The organism is Nonomuraea basaltis (assembly GCF_005893125.1).
Lineage (GTDB): Bacteria > Actinomycetota > Actinomycetes > Streptosporangiales > Streptosporangiaceae > Nonomuraea > Nonomuraea basaltis.
Genome location: NZ_VCJS01000021.1, coordinates 1 through 17,688, shown reverse-complemented (window position 1 = coordinate 17,688; position 17,688 = coordinate 1). Strand labels below are relative to the sequence as shown.

The following is a 17,688-nucleotide window of genomic DNA, read 5'->3' as shown; positions in this document are numbered from 1 at the left end:
CACCGGGCCCCTACCGGCGAAGAAGATCTTGCCGCCTTCGAGACCGACATCCTGGCGGGGTTCGTGCTGGCCCGGGCGTCGCCAGCGTCCGCCGCCACGTCTCAGGGCCGGCCTCGACAACGGCTTCGACGGGAGAGATTCCCGGGCAATGCACCAGCAGGAAGAGCGTCCTCTCCACGACGGCGATGTAGCCGTAGCAGGGCGGGCCGTGCCGGTAGCCGTTGGCGGCATGCTGCCGCTGGCCGCGCATCGACTGCAGGAAGTACGGCTGCCGCGCGGCAATCAACGCGGTGAGTTCCCCGGACGGGGCCGCCAGGTTCAGGCTCTGAAACTGTAGGCGCGCTCGACATGGGCGATCCGAATGTCGTAGTACTCGTACCAGCGCTCGCGTCCGAGCCGTTGCGCCTCCAGGTGCTCGACGTCGGCCTTCCAACTGGCGATCGACTCGGCGTCGGCGTAGTAGATCACCGTCAGTTCGTGGCCATCGGCTCTGGCGACGGACTCGCGGCCCAGGTAGCCCGGCCACTTGGTGCCGAGCTCGACCATCCGGGCCGCCATCTCGTCATATCCCTCTAGGCCCGTGTCCTTCAGCTTCTGAGTGATGATTACCGCATAGTAGGGGGGTGTAATAGGCGTCATGCACATATGCTACTGACGGTTCCTCCCTCGGCGCTCGCGTCGCACTCGCTCCCGGCACGCTTTGCGTTCAGTCGAGATGACCAGGGCGCCGCCGACTGGGGTCACTGGCACTGCTGAACTGAGCCTTGCGATCATCGACCGTGATCATCCCCATCAAGTGCGCCATACCCCGGTATCTGGCCTGGTTCTTGTGGCGCTATTCGGCCCGCCGAACAGCTGGGAAACGATCAGTTGTGCTGCGGGAAGCGATCACCACCATCCCCGACTCGGTGCAGGCCACGCCTATCGTGAACACCCCCACCCGTGGCGGGAGAGCTGGCAGGCGGCCAACCGTACATCACCTCGGGTATTCACGGGGTCGCCGCACCAGCTGGTTGCGCGGATCCGGGTGATTACCTTCGTGGCGTCGCCTCCACCAGGGCGGCGAGCTGGGCTCGGCGGGAGATGCCGAGCTTGGCGTAGACGCGCGCCAGGGTGTTGTTGACGGTGGCGACCGACAAGCCGAGCTGCTGGGCGACGATGCGGCTGCTGTGCCGGGCCGCCAACAGCGCCACCCCGGCGCCTCGTCGTTCCCACCACCCGGCCGACGCCGTGACAATCCCGGAACGAGACATTTGCGAATGCGGTCAGCGGCGTCGCAGTGACGGGTCGAGTCCGGGGGTTCCGGTGTGCCAGTGTGCGGGGAGCCTGCTAGAACCTCGGTGTGTTCCAGTAGGTGTTCCCGCCTAGATGGTCGTGGATCCTCGAGGACACTTGCATCCGCACGCGCTTGATTTCGGCGCCACCCTTCGCGTAGACGTGCATCGTTCCCGTGCGGATCCGGCAGATCGTGGCCTTGTTGCAGGTCTGCTTGAGCTTGAAGACCGCCGTGCCGCGACGGAACGTGCAGGTGCCGACGACCCTCCCTGACCGGCGAGCGTGAGGGTATCGCAAGAAAACCTGCTGCCCTTGACGTAGAGCGCACTCGACAAGACGACCTTGCGAGCCTTGACGCCGCCAGAGCCGTGTCGGCAGGTCTGGAAGTCCGATACCCGGGCGAACGAGTAGTTGATGGTCACCCGCTTGCGCGAGGCCACCTTGTGCGGACCTGCCCTCGCCCCCGAGAGCCGGCCCTGGATACCCTGATTGCCATCCCTTGTGCAGTTGCTCCAGTGCCAGCCCGATTCGTGATGGGGGCCGGCAGCCGGCTGAGCGCTCGCCGACCGGGCGGACCCAGTGAACCCCAGCGATCCGAGCAGGAGCGAGCCGCCGCCAGCGTGGAAGGCGGCCGTGTTGGCGCGCCAGGAGTACACGGGCGAGACCGCTGAGGATGCTGCGGCCAGTTGGCTCGCGCTGGTCGTCGGGCCGGCGGCCATCGTGGCGCTCGGGGCCGCTGCGGCCGCACCGCTCATGACTCCGGTGGTCAGGGCAGCGCCTGCCCCGAAGGCGGCCATTTTCCTAGTGATGGGGAGAACGGAGTTGTTGCTCATGGTGTGACGGCGGGCCTGCTTGTCCGATTGGCGTAACCCGGCCCGTTGTCCCGCCTATGGGCATCCGCCGTTTCACTGTCCACCCTCTGGCCGTCCGCCTCGAAAGTCTGTGACGAAATGCACGCTGAGCTATTTTCTCGCTCAAAGCGCGGTGCTGCGCTGGCGCGCCCGAGCACAAGATCGCTAGGAACTCACGGCATCGCGTATTGAACTGTCGCGAGTACACGTGTTCGGGCGGACTTTCGGCATGTCTCCGACGGCGTACCGGGCGAGGTATGCGCCGGCCCTCCACCGGGCGCGCGTTCCAGGTTGCGTGCTGCGCGCCTGGGGACGGCCGGTGAGTTCCAGGGGAGAGCCTGAGCGATGCACCTATGGCTCACACGCGAACCTGTGGGTGCCCGACCAGGACGAGGCGCTGGCGTTCTATATCGGCAAGCTCGGCATGGAGGTCCGCGAGGACGTCACGATGCCCGAGATGGGCGGCTATCGGTGGCTCACAGTGGGGCCGCCCGGACAGCGGCGGTTTCCTTGGCGCCGGCTTCGTCCAGGTCGAGGATGGCGAGGTTCCAGCCGGTGGCGGCGAGGGCGTGTGCGGTGGCGCGGCCGATGCCGCGCCTGGAGCCCGCGCCGGTGACGATGGCGGTCAGGTCGGAGATTGACATGAGCGCTCCCCCGAGGGATCAGGAACGGGCCAGTTCGGTCCGGATCGCGGCGATGATGGCGTCGGTGGACAGCCCGTAGCGGTCGTGCAGGGTGGGCAGAGCGCCCGCGGCCAGGAACGCGTCGGGCAGAGCGATCGGGACGACGCGCGCGCCCACGCCGGCGAAGGTGAGGGCGGTCACGGCGACTACCACCCGGACCGGGCTGCGCGTCCACGCCGCACTCGATACCGGCACCGATCAGGCCAGGCTGAAGGAACTTACTCGTCTTTGCGCCAGCGGGCGCGCAGGTGGAAGGCGGCGGTCTTGGGACGGCGGTCGCGCGTGAAAACACCCTTCTTGTTGCCGTCGACGCGGAAGACGCCCGCGGTGGTGGCGAAGTCGGCGAAGTTCCAGACCTGTTCGCCCACCACCGCGTCGACCCGGTCGAAGACCCGGTGGTACACATCGAGCAGGTCGGCCTGGTACTCCTCGGTCCACGGGGTGGGCACGATGCTGCGCAGGCCGGGGTAGGTGTCGGCGCCGTACTCGGTGATGACGATGGGCTTGTCGTGCATCTCCGCCCACTGCCGCAGTTCGGCCTCCAGTGCGGTCTCGGCCGCTTCCAGGTCGCCGGGGCCGAAGTACCAGCCGTAGTAACGGTTGAGCAGGACGACGTCGAACAGGCCGGTGACCACGCATTGGTCCGGCGGCGCGAGCAGCGCGTTGGCGTAGGCCACGGGCCGGGTGGGGTCGAGGCGGCGGGTCTCTGCGGCGAGTGGGGCGAAGTAGTCGCGCGCTTCGGGCTGGACGTTGTCGGGTTCGTTGGCCACGGACCACAGCACGACGCTGGGATGGTTCTTGTCGCGGGCCACCAGTTCCCGGATCGCCTGCAGGTGGGTGCGCTGGGTGTCTTCGCCGATCGTGTCCGGGGAGTATGTGGACACGCGTTTGCCGGAGTTGAAGACACCTCCGCCGATGTTGAGGTTGAGCCCGACGGCCGCAGTCTCGCTGATGACGACCACGCCGTGCCGGTCGGCGTAGTCGAGGACCTCCTCCGCGTAGGGGTAGTGCGAGGTGCGGAAGGAGTTCGCACCGATCCAGTCCAGCAGGGCGAAGTCATGCACCATCAGCGCGTCGTCGTGGCCCTTGCCGCGCACCGCCGCGTCCTCGTGCTTGCCGAACCCCCGGAAGTAGAAGGGAGTTCCGTTGATCAGGAACTGCCTCCCGCGTACCTCCACCGTGCGCACACCCACCGGCTGGCGGTAGCCGTCGACGACCTCCCCGGACGCGCTGAGCAGTGAGACCTCGAGTTCGTAGAGGTAGCCGTCGCCGGGCGCCCAGGGATGTACGTCAGGCACGCGCAACGTGGCGACCGCGCCGGCGGCAGCGGCTACCTCGGCGCCGGAGGCGTCGCGCAGCGACACACGGATTGAGTCCGCCTCCCCGGTGCTGTCCACCTGGTAGCCGATCACGCCGGTGGTGTCGTCGAACGCCGTGGTCACGGTGATGTCGCTGATGTGCGCCGGCGGCGTGGTGTAGAGCCAGACCGGCCGGTGCAGGCCCGCGTAGTTGAAGAAGTCGTGAAGGTAGCGCTGCACCCGGCGGCCGCCGGGACGCTCCTCGATGGTGCCCGGCGGGATCGACACCCAGCTCAGTTCGTTGTTGACCACGACGGTGACGCGGTTCTCGGCTCCCGGTCGCACGTGTGCGGTGACATCCGCTTCGAACGGGGTGTAGCCGCCTTCGTGTTCGGCGACCTCGGTGTCATTGACCCAGACGGTCGCGCGGTGGGTCGCGGCGTCGAACCGCAGGACGATGCGCTGCCCTGCCCACCGGGCAGGCACCCACATATCCGTCTGGTACCACGCGTCGCCCACGTGGTCCCGGACTGTCGCCTCGGGGTAGATGTCGTTGTAGCTGGCCGGTACCGGGATGTCCACGGCCCCCGCGAGGGGCGAGCGCCACCAGCCTTCGGTGCGGCCGGCTCCCTCCGCGTCCAGCCGGAACCTCCACAAGCCGGCCAGAGAGCGGCGTTCGCGGGTGGGGCCGTCCTGCGGGCGAAGCATGGCCGGTTCTCCTTTTCTCCGCGCGGTGGTCACGCGGTGGTCGAGTCGTCGGTGGTGTCGAGCAGCGGTGGGGCGGATCAGTCGAGCCGTTGGACGTTCGGCCGCTCGCCGTGACGGATGTTCTGTCCTATTTGAGGCCGGTGTTGGCGATGCCCTGGATGAACTGTTTCTGGAGGAACAGAAAGAGCAGCACGATCGGGGTGACGACGGTGACCGCGCCGGCGAGCAGCAGACCGTAGTTGGTGCCGTTGGCGCCCACCGAGAACAGGGCGAGCGCGACCGGCAGCGTGTAGCGATCTTCGGTCTGCGCGATCACCAGCGGCCACAGGAAGTTGTTCCACTGCCCGAGGAAGGTCAGGATCGCCAGTGTCGCCAGCGGGGGCCGGCAGAGCGGGACGATGACCGTGAGAAAGATGCGTCTTTCACCGGCGCCGTCAAGGCGGGCCGCCTCGACAAGAGAATCCGGGATGTCCTGGATGAACTGGCGCATGAGAAACACGCCGAGCGGTGTCACGAGGAAGGGCAGAATCAACCCGAGATAGGAGTTGCTCAGTCCCATGTTGCTGACCAGGACGAACAGCGGCACGAACGTAGTGACGCCGGGGACGATCAGCATCGTGAGGACGAGGCCGAACAGGAGGCGTTTCCCGGCGAATTCCATCTTCGCGAAGGCGTAGCCCGCCATGGAGCAGAAGAGCAGATTTCCCGCGACACATGTCACGGCGACCAGCGTGCTGTTGAAGAAGTACACCGCGAAGTTCTGCTTCGACAGCAACTGTTCGAAGTTGCCGAGCGTCGGAGAACGGGGCAGCCAGACGCTCGGATGCGCGACGATTTCCCCTGTCGGCTTGATCGACCCCAGGAACATCCACGCGAACGGTGCCAGCGTCGCGAGCAGGCCCAACGTGAGGGCGCCGTAGAGCATGATGCGGGCGGGCCGGAGGGGCCGGTGTGCGCTCAGGCCGGACGCGGCCGCAGCGGTGCTCGCGGTCGTGGTGGTCATGTCATGCCTTCGCTCGGAAGATGCGGAACTGAAGGAGGCTGAGCAGCGCGATCGCGGCCACCAGCACGTACGAGGCGGCGGAGGCCATACCGTAATTGCCGAAGCCGAATTGCTCGTAGGCGTAGTAACTGATCGATGTGGTGCTGTCCAGCGGGCCACCACTCGTCATCACGAACGGCTCCTCGAAGAACTGCAGGTAACCGATGCTCAGCAGCACGGCGACCACCAGCGTGGTCGGCCTGAGCAGCGGCAGGGTGATACTGCGGAAGGCGCGCCGGCGGGTGGCGCCGTCAACGCGAGCCGCCTCGAGCAGGTCCTCGGGGATGGACTGCAGTCCGGCCAGGAAGATCACCATAGGGATGCCGAAGTGGCGCCAGACCGCCATCAGGATGAGCGCGGGCATGGACCAGTTCGGGTCGTTCAGCCAGTCCGGCCCGTGGATTCCCACGACGGCAAGGACGGAGTTAATCATTCCGTCCGGCTCGTAGAGGTACCTCCACACCACCGCTATCGCCACGATGCTGGTCACCACGGGCGCGAAGTAGGCGACCCGGAAGAATCCCTTCGCGCGCTGGATCCCGGAATTGAGCGCCACGGCGAGGGCCAGGGCGATGATCATCGTCAGCGGGATTCCCACGGCGACGAAGTAGAGCGTGTTGAGACCCGCCCGCAGGAAGGTCGGATCCCCGAAGAGCGCGGTGTAGTGCGCAAGGCCCACGAAGTCGACGCTGAAGGGGGTCCGTATGTCCCGGGCCGTGATGTCCGTGACGCTCATCGACAGCGAGGAGAGGACCGGCCATACGCCGAAGATGGCGAACAGCGCGACGAAGGGTGCGCAGAAGGCCCAGGCGATCAGTGTGCGCCGGGCACGTTCTGACCCGGCCCCCGGTGGCCCCGTCCGCCGTGGGCCGGCAGCCAGGCTCGGTGCGGATTTCACGGAGGCGAGAGAGGTCATCCCTACGCTCCGGTTCCGATCGCCGACGCCTTTTTCTGGATCTCCCGCAGAGCCGCTTGCGGCGAGGAGACGCCCTTGGCGACCTTTTCGAACTCGGCATCCAGGACTGCGGTGACCTGCCGCCATGTCGTGGTGTTCGGTCCAGGCTGTGCCGTCTTCAGCTGGGTACGGAACACGGCCAGAGTCGCGTCGCTCGCGAGCTTCCCCTCGTTCCAGGCCGACTCGATGGCGGGCAGGTCTCCGGACAGGTCGTACCAGGTCCTCTGGACGTCAGGACCGGCCATCCACCGGATGAACTTCCATGCGCCCTCGCGGTTCTCGGCGTCCTTGAACACCGCCCACTGTCCACCGCCGATGTAGCCGGCGTTGGACTTCGGTCCCGACGGGAGCGGCGCGATGCCCACCTTGTCGTCGACGAAGGACGCACCGCCGGCGGACTTCAGCAGGTTCACCTCCCAGGGGCCGGAGATGAGCGCGGCAGTGGACCCGGCGACGAACTGCGGCTCGATCTCTCCCAGGCTCACCGGGCCGTTCGGGCTGGAGATCTTCGACGCGATGAACGACCGGTAGAACTCCAGTCCCTTGAGCGCCTCCGGCGTGTCGAAGGTGAACGTGGTCCCGTCCTCGTTCATGACCTGGGCTCCGGCCTGCCACATGAACGGCACGACGCCCTGCCAGGTCCCCGTGGCGCCGGTGGGCAGGGACAGCCCCCACTTGGCCCCTTGCTTCTGCAGGGCCTTGAGGAACGGGCCGTACTCGTCCCAGGTCTTGGGTGCGGAGACTCCGGCGGCCTGCGCCATGTCCTTGCGGTAGAACAGGGAGCGGGTTTCCACGTACCAGGGGACGCCGTACCCGGCTCCCTCGAAGGTGGTGCTCTGGACGGCGCCGCGGTAGAAGACGCTGAAGTCAACGAGGCCGGGCGGGACCTTGTCCAGCCCGCCCGTGGACGCGAACGCCGCGAGGTCCACCGCACCCACCATGGTGGCGTCAGGAGTGTCTCCTGAGGCGATCGCCGTCTGCACCTTCTTGGCATAGTCCTGCCAGGGAACCGCTGTCACCTCCACCTTCACGCCGGGGTTCGCCTGGCTGAACCGGGCAGCCAGCTTGGGCAGAAGCTCGCCCTCCGTTCCCATCGCCCACACGGTGATGGTGCCGGCGGCGGGTTTGGTGTCAATGGAGGCGCCCGCCGCGGCCTGCGTCGGCCGGGCTTCTGACCGGCCGCAGCCGGTCATAAGCAGTGCGACGGCCAGCCCGCCGACGAGTGTCTTCTCAACAGTTGAGGTGAACATCGATGTCCCGTTCCTCTCCACCCGAGGGAAGCGTCACCGCTTCTTCCGTACGTCGTGGTGTGGGTGAGCGAGACGCTACCTCAAAAACCGAACAGTTGCTACATTTTCTTTGCCGTGAATTCACCGGCGTAACCGCAAGGACCCATAGGGTTGGTGCCATGACCGATGAGACGGCGAGTCGACCAGGCACTCGGCGGGGCCCCTACGCCAAGAGCGCACGCCGCCGAGCCGAGATCGTCGCCTCCGCGACATCCGTCTTCTCGGCACGCGGTTACCGAGGCGGGTCGCTGCGGGAGATCGCGAAGCAGCTCGACCTCAGCCTGACCAGCGTCGTCCATCACTTCCCCAGCAAGAGCGCGCTGCTCGTGGCCGTCCTCGAGAACGCCGACTCCGCGCACGCCGACTCCTTCGAAGCGGACAGCCAGAAGGAGGGCGTGGCGTATGCCGTGCTGCAGTACGTTCGCCGGAACCTCGAACGGCCCGAGATGCTGAGGCTGCTCGCCCTCATGGCCGCAGAGTCGTCGGCTCCGGACCATCCGGCGCATGAGTGGTTCCGCAACAGATACGAGAGGACGATCGGCCTACTCGCGATCGCCGTTCGCCGGGACCAGAACGAGGGCCGTATCTCCAACGCCAGGGACCCCAGGGGCATCGCCGAATCTCTCGTGGCCCTATGGGACGGGCTCCAGCTCCAGTGGCTCATCGACCCGCACCGCGACCTCGTCGCGGCGATGACGGCCGCGTTGAAGGACCTGCTGGGGCCACACGCCCCCCTCGGCATGTAGACACCTGGTCCGTCCCGACGTGGAGCCAAGCCGGGGGCTCAGCTGTGCTGTGGCGGGCGTTGCTGGTGCACCCGAGAGGGCCGACAGCTCACCGGCCTGGTAGACGCCGCCGCGTACCGGATCCGGCGGGACCGCCGCGCCGGCGGTGGCGGCGATCCACGCAAGCGAACTCCAGCGCCACGACCCGTGACGCTAAACGCATTTTAGATCACTTGCAGTCAGTACGCGTAACTTGAGATCCGCTCACAAGAAAGGGTGCGGGTCGCTCATCGCTTAGTGTCGACTGCGTAAGTCTCTCGGGGGTTATGCGGCAGGCTCGAGACGGCAGGCGGATGGTCGCAGTCATCGTGCTGCTGGAGGTTGTGCTCCTTCTGTTCGTACCGCTCGATCCGGCCAGTAGGTCCTCGAGGTCGGCAGGGGTGAACTTCCATCGGAAGGGCCGGGCGGTCTCGTTGTAACGTCGCTCGAAAACGATAAGCCGCTATTGATGTCGGCGCCTTGGTAGTGCCCGGGTAAGGTGCGCAAGTCGAGGATCGAGTTCCCACGCCCATCTTGACCTGCGGTCAAGGAGAGGTACCCGCACCGCATCCGGTTACAGATGCAAGAAGATTTGGTCCCCAAAACCAATGAGGCCGTGCCCGATCTTCTCGGACACGGCCTGTGACCTGCGATTTCGCGAGTCGGGACGACAGGATTTGAACCTGCGACCCCTTGACCCCCAGAACGCAGGAGTAGGGGTTTCCGCACGTCAAATGCCCAGTACGGGTATGGCAGCACGTTCGCTCACCAGCGGGTTGTTCAAGCGCGCGTACTACGTGTGGTCCCAAACTGGTCCCAAGAATCGTGGGCGACTGGCAATCGATGGGCTGGTGGGTGTCCATGTCGATCAGCACGGTGGCGTAAGAGTGCCCGCGTTTCTTGGAGAAATCGTCGACCCCGAGCACGGTGACCTGGCCGATCTCGGGATCGGGCAGGGCGCGGACCAGACCGATCAGCGTGTCCCGGCCGACGCGTACGCCGAGTCGCTCCAGCAGCCGGGAGGCGGCGCGCCCAGCCAGTGCCAGCGCCATCAGCTCCAGCAGCCGGCGCAGCAGTTTTGTGCGGCGGGCGTAGCGCCGGGTGAGACCGGGCACCGGTTCGGCGAACGTCCGGACCGGGCACGCCGGGTTCTGGCAGGTCAGGCGGCGGACCGTGAGCGCGATCAGGACCGGGCGGCCCGCAGCGGGCAGATCATGCAGCAGCCGGCGGTAGCGGCCATGCACCCGCGAGGAGAATGTGCCGCACGCCCGGCAGGGCGCCGGCCCGCCCTCGGTATGCGCCGTGACCAGCACGTAGTCCCCGTGATCGGTCACCTCCTCGACGAGGAGTTCGGCCAGGTGGGGGAAGAACATCCGCAGGCAGCAGGCATCGCCCGCCACCGCATGCTGCGCACAGGGCACAATGAACCTCGCGGCCGCTCAGGTGATGATCAAATTCTTGGTCGAACAAGATCCTCACGGAGCGGCCGCACCTATACACGGCCAGTTACACGATTGCGATCAGCCCCTGCATCAACGTCCCGGCCACCGTCTGTGACGGCACCACACAAAGATCGCCAGAGCCAGGATCACAGAGCGCCATCACGGCCTCGCCGACGTGCTCGGCGGCACCGCGCTCCCGACAGACTTCACCAATCCGGACGCGCTCGCCTTCACCGTGAAGACCTTGCCGAACGACCCGGGCGCAAGGGCCGAGTTGCGCACCGCCGACCTCGCCAACGCCCGCCACTTTCCCATCAGCACCACCGCCAAGGCCCTCACCCACCTGGGCAATGAGATCGCCTGACATGGATTCCGCGCGGCTGATCGGCCGCAACCGGAGCCGTCACTAGGCTGGCAACCGCAGCCACCGCGCCGAAAGGGGAACCATGACGCCCCACTGGGACCGCATCGAGCATCTGCTGCAACAGGGCGTACAACAGAAGGTCTATCCCGGCGCAGTATGGGCAATTGGTGATGCCGACGGCATCCGAACCACCGGCTCCTGCGGACTGCTCGATCCCCGCAACGCGGACCATCCCATGACCCGGGACACCGTATCCGACATCGCCAGCCTCACCAAGATCGTCGCAGTCTGGTCGATCATCGGAACGCTATGGGACCAGGAGCGCCTGAATCTGGACGACCCCCTTGGCGCGCTCATTCCCGACCTGGACGGCTACCAGATGGCCCACGTCACCGTACGACATCTCCTCACCCACACCGCAGGCGTCCCGCTACGAGCCAACCTCAGGAACCTCTACGGCACCGACCCGAGCCGGATCCGCACAGGCGTTCTCCGTGAGCCATTGCACCGGCCGCCCGGCCAGGCCGTCGAATACACCGACCGCGCCGCACTCATCCTGGGCTTCGTCGCCGAGCACCTCACCCACATGCCACTGGACCAGCTCGCTCGGACACACATTTGGCAGCCGCTCGGCATGACCATCACCAGCTTTGGCCCACTCACTGCCAAACTCGTCGACCGCTGCGCTCCCACCGAATACGACGAGAAGACAGGTCGCCATCTCAAGGGCACCGCGCATGACTTCTCCGCGCGCCTACTCGGCGGCGCATGTGGAATCGCCGGCGCCTTCTCCACCATGGCCGATCTGGCGACGTTCCAGCGGCACCTCCTGGAGCCCGGCATCGGAACGGCGTTCAGCGCCGCCTGGGTCCAGGAGTCTCTCCAAGTCCACACCGGCGACCTCCAGCCGGCGCGGGGCCTGTTCTGGCATCCCGCCCCCGGCACCGACCCCGTCGACGACATCCACGTGCACTACGGCTTCACCGGCACCGGCATGTGGATCTCACCCAAGCAAGGGCGCTGGGCTGTCCTGCTGACCAACAAGCTCTACTACGGTCGCGATCGCCAACCGCTGGCCGAGATCCGCAACCGCTTCCGCGTTCTGGTGTTTGCATGAAAGCATCCGCTGAGACTGAGCTTGATGCTGGTCACGGTGCCGTATTTCAATGCTGCCGTATTCTCTCCCCTTTGCCAGCACGAGAATTCGTGCCGTGGGTTTTCCGTGCTTGACCCAGTTGCATCGAGTGGTCGGCACCGAGAGTATTACGTCCCGGTCCGGGCCCGGCGACTCTTCCGTTGCTGTCGAGTTCCGTCCAGGGGCTGATCATCGGCAAACCGGTCGACGAGGTGGTCGCGGGATCGGTCGGGCTTGAGGTACGGGATGGCGCTGAGCTGCGGTGCCCTCAGATTGGATGAGACGCCGGAAACCGCTGGCGTCTCGCCGATCATGAGGCAGATCCTCGTTTCGCTCTCGTCGCCTGCCGGTCGAACCTGGCCAGGGGCCTGCCGTCTCGCGCATCTGAGGCATCCGAGCGAACGCGTCATGATCGGCAGGACATGCCTCGGGTCCGGATGAGACCGAACACTGAGGGATCGATCCTGGCGCGATCCCCACTGTGATCGTGGTCTTCGCCTTCCAGCGATCTCGTGTCCGGCTTGTGGTGACAGGTGCCGGCAAGGGATGCCCGGGACATCATGTGTAGGGTCGTGGCCAACGTTGGCCACGACCCTACACATGGTCGATCTTGCTGTTACTTGATGGGCGTGCCAGTGACCAGCGGCAGCGACACCGACGTGCGGGCCAGGTCGACGGTGACCTTGGCCCCGGTGCCGGGTTCGACGTCGGTCTCGGAGCCGTTGCCGGTCACGTCGAGGTTGAAGTCGTCGTTGGTTCCGGTCAGCACCAGGCCCAGCCGGTGCCCGGCCTTGAACTCGTAGTCCAGCGGCAGCATCTTCCAGGTGATCTGGTAGGACTTGCCCGGCGTCAGCGGTGCCTGGCGGCTGAGCGACTTGTGGTTCTGCGCGTCCAGGATTGCCCGGGTGACCACGTGGAAGCCGGAGGTCGCCGTGTTGTCGCCGGCCTTGAGGTAGCAGCCGTCGTCATCGGCCGTGCTCTGGCCGACGCAAGATTCGCCGCCGATGAACTTGAGGCCTTGCGAGGCCGTCGTGGTGGTCTCGCGGTAGTTGATGCGGGTGTCGGTGCCGTAGTCGACGAGCAGGACGCCCAGGTTGGCGGTCGGCTTGTCCAGCGTGAGGCGCAGGCTCACCGACGGCGTTCCGGACAGCCGCATCGCGGTCTTCAGCGGCGGGGTCAGGAAGGCCAGCCGGTGGGGGTTGGTGGTGGCGGGGTCGGCGGCCATCGCGATCTCGGTCTGGGCTTTGTCGAGGTAGCTGCCGGTGCCGGCTGAGGGCGTGCGGCCCAGGGAGCCGTCCTGCCGCGGCCGCAGGATCGTCGCCCGCGCCGCGGGTGCGGGCCAGTCGGCCTGGATGATCCAGCGGTCCGGGCCGAGCTGCACGTCGACGGGTGGCCGGCGCATGATGTCGTTGGAGACGCCCATCAGTTCGTGGTCGAACCACTTGTTGAGGGTGGTGAGCCACACGTCGCGGCGGGCCCAGAACGGGTCGAGGTGCCCGTACTGTGTCACCCACGCCTTGCGCTGCACGTTGCGGGGCAGCTTGGCCCACCACTGGGAGAACTGGCTGCCCACCACGTTACGGTCCTGCATGCCCATCACCGAGAAGACACTGGCGCGGACGTTGCGCGCCTTCGAGATCGGCCCGGTCCGGTAGTTGCGTTCGTCCCAGTAGGCGTTGTAATTGCCGGTCTCATCGCCGGATTCGGCGTCCATCCGCTGGCGCACCGCCTCACACTTGTCCGCCGGATCCTTGTCGACATGCTCGGACTGCCACCTCGCCCCGCCCGTGAACCAGGTGAAGACGCCGTTGGCGTGCCCGTTCTCATATCCGCTGGTGTAGGCCGCGAGCGGCACGATCGTCTCCAGCCCTTCCACGCCGGTGCCGGCGACGCCGACGCCGAGCGCTCCCTCATAGGAGTGGCCGATCATCCCGGTACGCCCGGTGGTCCAGGTGGCTTTGACCGGATCGCCCTTGTCGTCATAGGCGGTCGCCCGGCCGTTCAGCCAGTCGACGACCGCCTTGCCGCCCAGCACGTCAGAGGCGCCGTAGGAGGTCGGGCAGCCGTCGGACAGCCTGGTGCCGATCATGTCGACGGACACGAACGCGTACCCGCGGGGCACGAAGTAGTTGTCGTAATACATCGGGAATTTCGTCACGTTCCCGTTCGCGTCGTAGGTCTTCTTCTCAATCTCGAAACCGACGCCGGGGTTGTCGTAATACGGGCTCTCCTGCATGATCACCGGGACCTTGAGCCCGGAACCGCTCTCTTTCGGCCGGATGATGTCCACCCGGAGCAGGTCCTTCTTGCCGTCGCCGTCGCTGTCGACCGACGACTGCACCCGGACGTGCTCGCGGATGGCGTCCTGGTAGGAGAAGACCGGCTGGGTGAGCCCGCCGGAGATTTTGATTTCCGGCTTCGCCGTCGCGGATGCGGCGGGAGCGCCGGCGATCACGAGCGTGGTTGCGAGTGTGACTGCGGCGAGGAACCCTCGCCGCTGCGACTTGAACATGTGCATCCCTTCTAGAGTCGGCTGCCGCCTTAGTGACGCCATTTTGGCGTCACTAAGGCGCGCCATACCAAGGTCATGGTGACGCCAGGCTGTGTTTTGGTTTGCCGGTGCGGACCGGCTCGTCAGCGGGATCGGCGGCGGTTGGCGAAGCATGCGGAGGCGGCGAGTGCACCGACCGGGGCGGCGGCAAGCTCCTGTGGTGCCTGCGAATGGCGAGCAGGCCGTCGCCGGCCAGGTCCTGGCGCACTGACGAAGCTGTCCCCAGCGTCGCGCCGACGGCCACTGCCGCCGATGCGATCCAGGGTCTACGGAATGAGCAGGAAGAACGGTTGGTCGGCGGCGGTGCCGTCGTTAACGACAGGCAGTAGCACGGCGGCGCGCCCGCACCACGCGCGAGATGACAGCGCCCGGACACCGCGGTATCCGGGCCCCGGCCGCGTCACCGGCGCGGCGCCTGCCACCGGGTGTCGAGCCGGCCGTGCCGCATTCGGCCTACCAAGCGGACGTGCAGCGTCTCCGGGGTGTTGTCGCCCGCGTCCCTGCTGATCGCCACCGTGCTGTGCCGTACCGACAGCTCGTTGGCGTTCACCACCATGCCCGGCGCGAGGATCAACTCCACGTTGCCGCCGTTCACCCGCAGCTCGATGACCAACTCGGGCGCGCTGCGCACCGCGCTGGTCAGGTCCAGCATCACCTCGCACCACGCGGTGCGCAGCGCCAGCCGGTACGGCAGTGTCCATCGGCCGTCACGGCGCACCGTGCCGTGCCGCTCCTTGATGGTGAGCAGTTCGGCGGCCGGCTCGGCCGGCGTCCCGGCGAGCGGCAGCGGGAGTGCGCCGTCGCTGCCTGGCCCCGCGATCAGATCGGTGATGAGCGGGGTCAGGGCGTCGATGGTGCGGGCGGACAGCGCCGCGTCCAGCCGCTCGTCGAACTCGACCGGGTCGAGCCGGCCGTCGGCGACGGCGACGCGCAGCACTTCGGTGACCCGGTCACGGTCCTCGTCGGACGCGCGCAGCGCGGGTGAGCAGGACTTCTCAAGACCCTGCACGTGGACCTCCTGTGTCGTCATCGGGGTCTCTCTTCGTAGAGCCCGGGCGGTGTCACTCGCAGAACACCCGCACCTTTTGTCGGACACGTCGACGACGGCCGCGCCAAGCTGCTCGACGAGCTCCTCGATGTGCTGCGCTGACGCTTTCCGGCACGGCCGTTCGGCCCTGCTCGATCTCGACCCCGAGCCGGGGAGCGCCCACAGCAGTTGCCCAGTGCCCCACACAGCGCGCCTCCCGGGTTCACCCGGCCGGCGGGGCATGCGACCGATCCGGTCGGCATGACGAGCAGCAGTAGCGGCGCCGGCACGACAGGGACCTTCAGCCGCAGCCAGCGGCCGTTCCGACGGCGATCGCGTACCGTCACCAGGCGCGGGATCACCAGGACCTCTCCAGCTCTGCCGACGCCTTCTGGAGTTTCCCCCACGGGAGGACTGTCGTCATCCGAGGCAGGCCCGGACGGCCTTGACCAGGTTCGCCGCGCGCGGGTCGTCGGGCCGGAAGTTCCAGAGGTTCGTGACGTAGCCGAAGCCGACACCGGCATCGGGGTCGGCGAAGCCGCCCGATCCGCCGGAGCCCGGGTGGCCGAACGACCCCGGCCCCACCAACGGCATCGGCGGGCAGGCTCGCCAAAACCCGAGCGACATGTTGAAGGAGCGGTCAGCCGGGAGGTTCAGCCCCGGCGGCAGCCCGTGCATCGGCGTCTTGTCGGTCTGGACGACTGTCATTTTCTCGACTGTTGACGGATCGAGCAGCCGCACCCCGTCCACGTCGCTGACCGTGGCGGCATACATCCGCGCCACCGATCGGGCGTCCGCGAGCATGTTCGCGGCCGGGAACTCAGCCGCGCGCCAGGCACGCGTCGAGGGATAGTCGGAGGTGTTGTCCAAGGCGCCGCCGAGCTCGCCGGCGCGGGCCTGGACCGACCCCGGAGCCCACACGGCGTTCACCCATGCGGCGACCGTATCCGCATCGAGCCCGGTAATCGCGATCAGCCCGGCCTTCAGCTCCTCCAGGCTGAACGGAGCGGCGTAGTGGATCCGAGCCACCCGTCGCTCCTCTTTCCCGGGCAGCCCGATCCAGGCGCTCAGCCCGAGAGGGGCGGCCACCTCCTCGGCGAAGAACGTGCCCAGTGACTTGCCGGTGATCCGGCGCACGACCTCCCCGACCAGGAACCCGAACGTGACGCTGTGGTAGACGTGCTCGGTGCCCGGCTGCCACAGCGGCTTCTGCGCCTCGAGCGCGCGGATGACCGGGTGCCATGCGCACGCCTGCTCGAACGTCAGCGGCCCGTCGACGATCGGCAGACCGGCCTGGTGCGACAGCAGCCAGCGCACCGGGATCTGCTCCTTGCCGGCCGCGGCGAACTCCGGCCAGTACTGCGCCACCGGGGCGTCCAGATCCAGTTCACCGCGCTGGACCAGCATGTGGGCACAGATCGCGGTGGCGCCTTTCGTCGTGGATGCGACCTGGACGATGGTGTTCCTGCGCCACGGTCGCTTCGCTTCGCGATCGGCCAGGCCGCCCCACAGGTTGACGACGGGGCGGCCGCCCACGTAGACGCTGCACGCCGCGCCGACCTCGCCAGGGTTCCTGAAGTTCGCGCGGAACACGTCGGCGACCTTTCCCCAGCCGTGCTCGACACCGTGCTCGGCATCGTCACCACCACCGCTCACGGAGGCGTTGGCACGGCCGGCGAGGGCGGCGTGCGTGCCGGCAAGCGCACCGGTACCAAGCACACCCCTCAACACGGTCCGGCGCCCGACGTGTCCCTGTTCGGGTGTCCCGCTTGTCGTGTCCACCAGGCTGTATTCCTTTCTAGAGATCTGAAAATGTAGGGATTTGAGACTTCTGGCGTCGACGTACGCTCCGATCGACTGGGGCGGTCCGTGTTAGTGGATCGGTGCGGCAAGAGTGGTGTGCGAGGAGCACGAGCAGTTTTCGTCGAAGGCGGACACGGCCGGCCGTCGATTTCATGCCGTCGTGTCGCTCCGGCTCACACTTGGTGGTCTTGTCGCGGAACGCGAGCCGCCCTCGTCAGGAGCCACCGGAATACGGGCACAAACGGACCGCGGACGCGGTCGCCGCAGGCGAGCAGCCACAGCGGCGGCGGGCGGCCCGTGCGCGCCCTCGCCTGTCATCGGTTCGTGGTTACGCGTCCCAGGTGACGGGGAGGCTCTTGACGCCGTAGATGTCGGCGGTCTCCGGGCGCAGGGGGACCTCTTCGGCCGGCACGGCCAGGCGCAGTGTGGGGAAGCGGTTGAGCAGTGCGGGGAGCGCGGCGCGCATTTCGACGCGGGCGAGCTGCTGGCCCAGGCACTGGT

The 17,688-nt window shown here is 67.2% G+C and carries 15 protein-coding genes and 2 pseudogenes; 4 read left to right on the top strand and 13 right to left on the bottom strand.

The features are described from left to right. Nucleotides 1-318 precede the first annotated feature (318 nt). Both EJK15_RS12620 and EJK15_RS12615 read right to left on the bottom strand, forming a co-directional pair. Nucleotides 319-639, bottom strand: coding sequence for an antibiotic biosynthesis monooxygenase family protein (locus tag EJK15_RS12620; protein ID WP_206060813.1), 321 nt, complete (start codon nucleotides 637-639; stop codon nucleotides 319-321). 392 nt (nucleotides 640-1,031) lie between these two features. Next, on the bottom strand, nucleotides 1,032-1,193 hold the full coding sequence (locus EJK15_RS12615; protein ID WP_171074262.1) for a LuxR C-terminal-related transcriptional regulator: 162 nt from the start codon (nucleotides 1,191-1,193) through the stop codon (nucleotides 1,032-1,034). A 1,162-nt stretch (nucleotides 1,194-2,355) separates the two neighbouring features. Between EJK15_RS12615 and EJK15_RS77150 the strand changes: the two are divergent. Then, nucleotides 2,356-2,586: pseudogene (locus EJK15_RS77150) on the top strand (VOC family protein); the annotation flags it as partial. Nucleotides 2,587-2,602: 16 nt separating this feature from the next. Here EJK15_RS77150 and EJK15_RS12605 read toward each other — a convergent pair. The 6 genes from EJK15_RS12605 to EJK15_RS12580 all read right to left on the bottom strand — a co-directional run bounded on the left by EJK15_RS12605 (nucleotide 2,603) and on the right by EJK15_RS12580 (nucleotide 8,062). Next, nucleotides 2,603-2,770, bottom strand: a complete 168-nt coding sequence (locus EJK15_RS12605; RefSeq protein WP_206060812.1) for an SDR family oxidoreductase — start codon at nucleotides 2,768-2,770, stop codon at nucleotides 2,603-2,605. Nucleotides 2,771-2,788: 18 nt separating this feature from the next. Beyond that, nucleotides 2,789-2,950, bottom strand: a complete 162-nt coding sequence (locus tag EJK15_RS12600) for a hypothetical protein (protein WP_206060811.1) — start codon at nucleotides 2,948-2,950, stop codon at nucleotides 2,789-2,791. 77 nt (nucleotides 2,951-3,027) lie between these two features. Next, nucleotides 3,028-4,815 carry a beta-glucuronidase gene (gene uidA / locus EJK15_RS12595; RefSeq protein ID WP_138710580.1) on the bottom strand — a complete coding sequence of 596 codons (1,788 nt, stop codon included), beginning with the start codon at nucleotides 4,813-4,815 and terminating at the stop codon, nucleotides 3,028-3,030. A 127-nt stretch (nucleotides 4,816-4,942) separates the two neighbouring features. After that, entirely contained in the window at nucleotides 4,943-5,818 is an 876-nt protein-coding gene (locus EJK15_RS12590; protein ID WP_138710579.1) for a carbohydrate ABC transporter permease, read from the bottom strand. 1 nt (nucleotide 5,819) lies between these two features. After that, entirely contained in the window at nucleotides 5,820-6,773 is a 954-nt protein-coding gene (locus tag EJK15_RS12585; RefSeq protein WP_138710578.1) for a carbohydrate ABC transporter permease, read from the bottom strand. A gap of 2 nt (nucleotides 6,774-6,775) precedes the next feature. Then, entirely contained in the window at nucleotides 6,776-8,062 is a 1,287-nt protein-coding gene (locus tag EJK15_RS12580) for a sugar ABC transporter substrate-binding protein (RefSeq protein ID WP_138710577.1), read from the bottom strand. A gap of 158 nt (nucleotides 8,063-8,220) precedes the next feature. On the opposite strand from EJK15_RS12580, the gene EJK15_RS12575 reads away from it, so the two are divergent. After that, a complete protein-coding gene (locus tag EJK15_RS12575; protein WP_138710576.1) occupies nucleotides 8,221-8,847 on the top strand; it encodes a TetR/AcrR family transcriptional regulator in 627 nt (208 codons plus the stop codon). 563 nt (nucleotides 8,848-9,410) lie between these two features. Here the strand turns inward: EJK15_RS12575 and EJK15_RS12570 are convergent. Then, complete coding sequence (locus tag EJK15_RS12570; RefSeq protein WP_138710575.1) at nucleotides 9,411-10,265, bottom strand: transposase family protein; 855 nt, start codon at nucleotides 10,263-10,265, stop codon at nucleotides 9,411-9,413. Nucleotides 10,266-10,482: 217 nt separating this feature from the next. Here EJK15_RS12570 and EJK15_RS12565 point away from each other — a divergent pair, with 217 nt between their 5' ends. Beyond that, nucleotides 10,483-10,671 carry a hypothetical protein gene (locus tag EJK15_RS12565; protein WP_138710574.1) on the top strand — a complete coding sequence of 63 codons (189 nt, stop codon included), beginning with the start codon at nucleotides 10,483-10,485 and terminating at the stop codon, nucleotides 10,669-10,671. A gap of 82 nt (nucleotides 10,672-10,753) precedes the next feature. Beyond that, a complete protein-coding gene (locus EJK15_RS12560) occupies nucleotides 10,754-11,788 on the top strand; it encodes a serine hydrolase domain-containing protein (protein ID WP_138710573.1) in 1,035 nt (344 codons plus the stop codon). A gap of 634 nt (nucleotides 11,789-12,422) precedes the next feature. Here EJK15_RS12560 and EJK15_RS12555 read toward each other — a convergent pair. From EJK15_RS12555 to EJK15_RS74410, 4 genes and pseudogenes are all read right to left on the bottom strand, one after another. Next, nucleotides 12,423-14,318, bottom strand: coding sequence for a CocE/NonD family hydrolase (locus EJK15_RS12555; RefSeq protein WP_138710572.1), 1,896 nt, complete (start codon nucleotides 14,316-14,318; stop codon nucleotides 12,423-12,425). Between the two features lie 439 nt (nucleotides 14,319-14,757). Continuing rightward, nucleotides 14,758-15,387, bottom strand: a complete 630-nt coding sequence (locus EJK15_RS12550) for a DUF1707 SHOCT-like domain-containing protein (protein ID WP_138710571.1) — start codon at nucleotides 15,385-15,387, stop codon at nucleotides 14,758-14,760. 417 nt (nucleotides 15,388-15,804) lie between these two features. Further along, complete coding sequence (locus tag EJK15_RS12540; RefSeq protein ID WP_171074261.1) at nucleotides 15,805-17,103, bottom strand: serine hydrolase domain-containing protein; 1,299 nt, start codon at nucleotides 17,101-17,103, stop codon at nucleotides 15,805-15,807. A 412-nt stretch (nucleotides 17,104-17,515) separates the two neighbouring features. Beyond that, nucleotides 17,516-17,688, bottom strand: a pseudogene (locus tag EJK15_RS74410) (cytochrome P450); the annotation flags it as partial.

What these genes read in the sequence shown, in the direction of transcription:
- uidA (WP_138710580.1), bottom strand. Translation starts at nt 4,815, where the DNA reads ATGCTTCGCCCGCAGGACGGCCCCACCCGCGAACGCCGCTCTCTGGCC.
- EJK15_RS12605 (WP_206060812.1), bottom strand. Translation starts at nt 2,770, where the DNA reads ATGTCAATCTCCGACCTGACCGCCATCGTCACCGGCGCGGGCTCCAGG.
- EJK15_RS12575 (WP_138710576.1), top strand. Translation starts at nt 8,221, where the DNA reads ATGACCGATGAGACGGCGAGTCGACCAGGCACTCGGCGGGGCCCCTAC.
- EJK15_RS12555 (WP_138710572.1), bottom strand. Translation starts at nt 14,318, where the DNA reads ATGTTCAAGTCGCAGCGGCGAGGGTTCCTCGCCGCAGTCACACTCGCA.
- EJK15_RS12580 (WP_138710577.1), bottom strand. Translation starts at nt 8,062, where the DNA reads ATGTTCACCTCAACTGTTGAGAAGACACTCGTCGGCGGGCTGGCCGTC.
- EJK15_RS12590 (WP_138710579.1), bottom strand. Translation starts at nt 5,818, where the DNA reads ATGACCACCACGACCGCGAGCACCGCTGCGGCCGCGTCCGGCCTGAGC.
- EJK15_RS12620 (WP_206060813.1), bottom strand. Translation starts at nt 639, where the DNA reads ATGACGCCTATTACACCCCCCTACTATGCGGTAATCATCACTCAGAAG.
- EJK15_RS12585 (WP_138710578.1), bottom strand. Translation starts at nt 6,773, where the DNA reads ATGACCTCTCTCGCCTCCGTGAAATCCGCACCGAGCCTGGCTGCCGGC.
- EJK15_RS12560 (WP_138710573.1), top strand. Translation starts at nt 10,754, where the DNA reads ATGACGCCCCACTGGGACCGCATCGAGCATCTGCTGCAACAGGGCGTA.
- EJK15_RS12550 (WP_138710571.1), bottom strand. Translation starts at nt 15,387, where the DNA reads ATGACGACACAGGAGGTCCACGTGCAGGGTCTTGAGAAGTCCTGCTCA.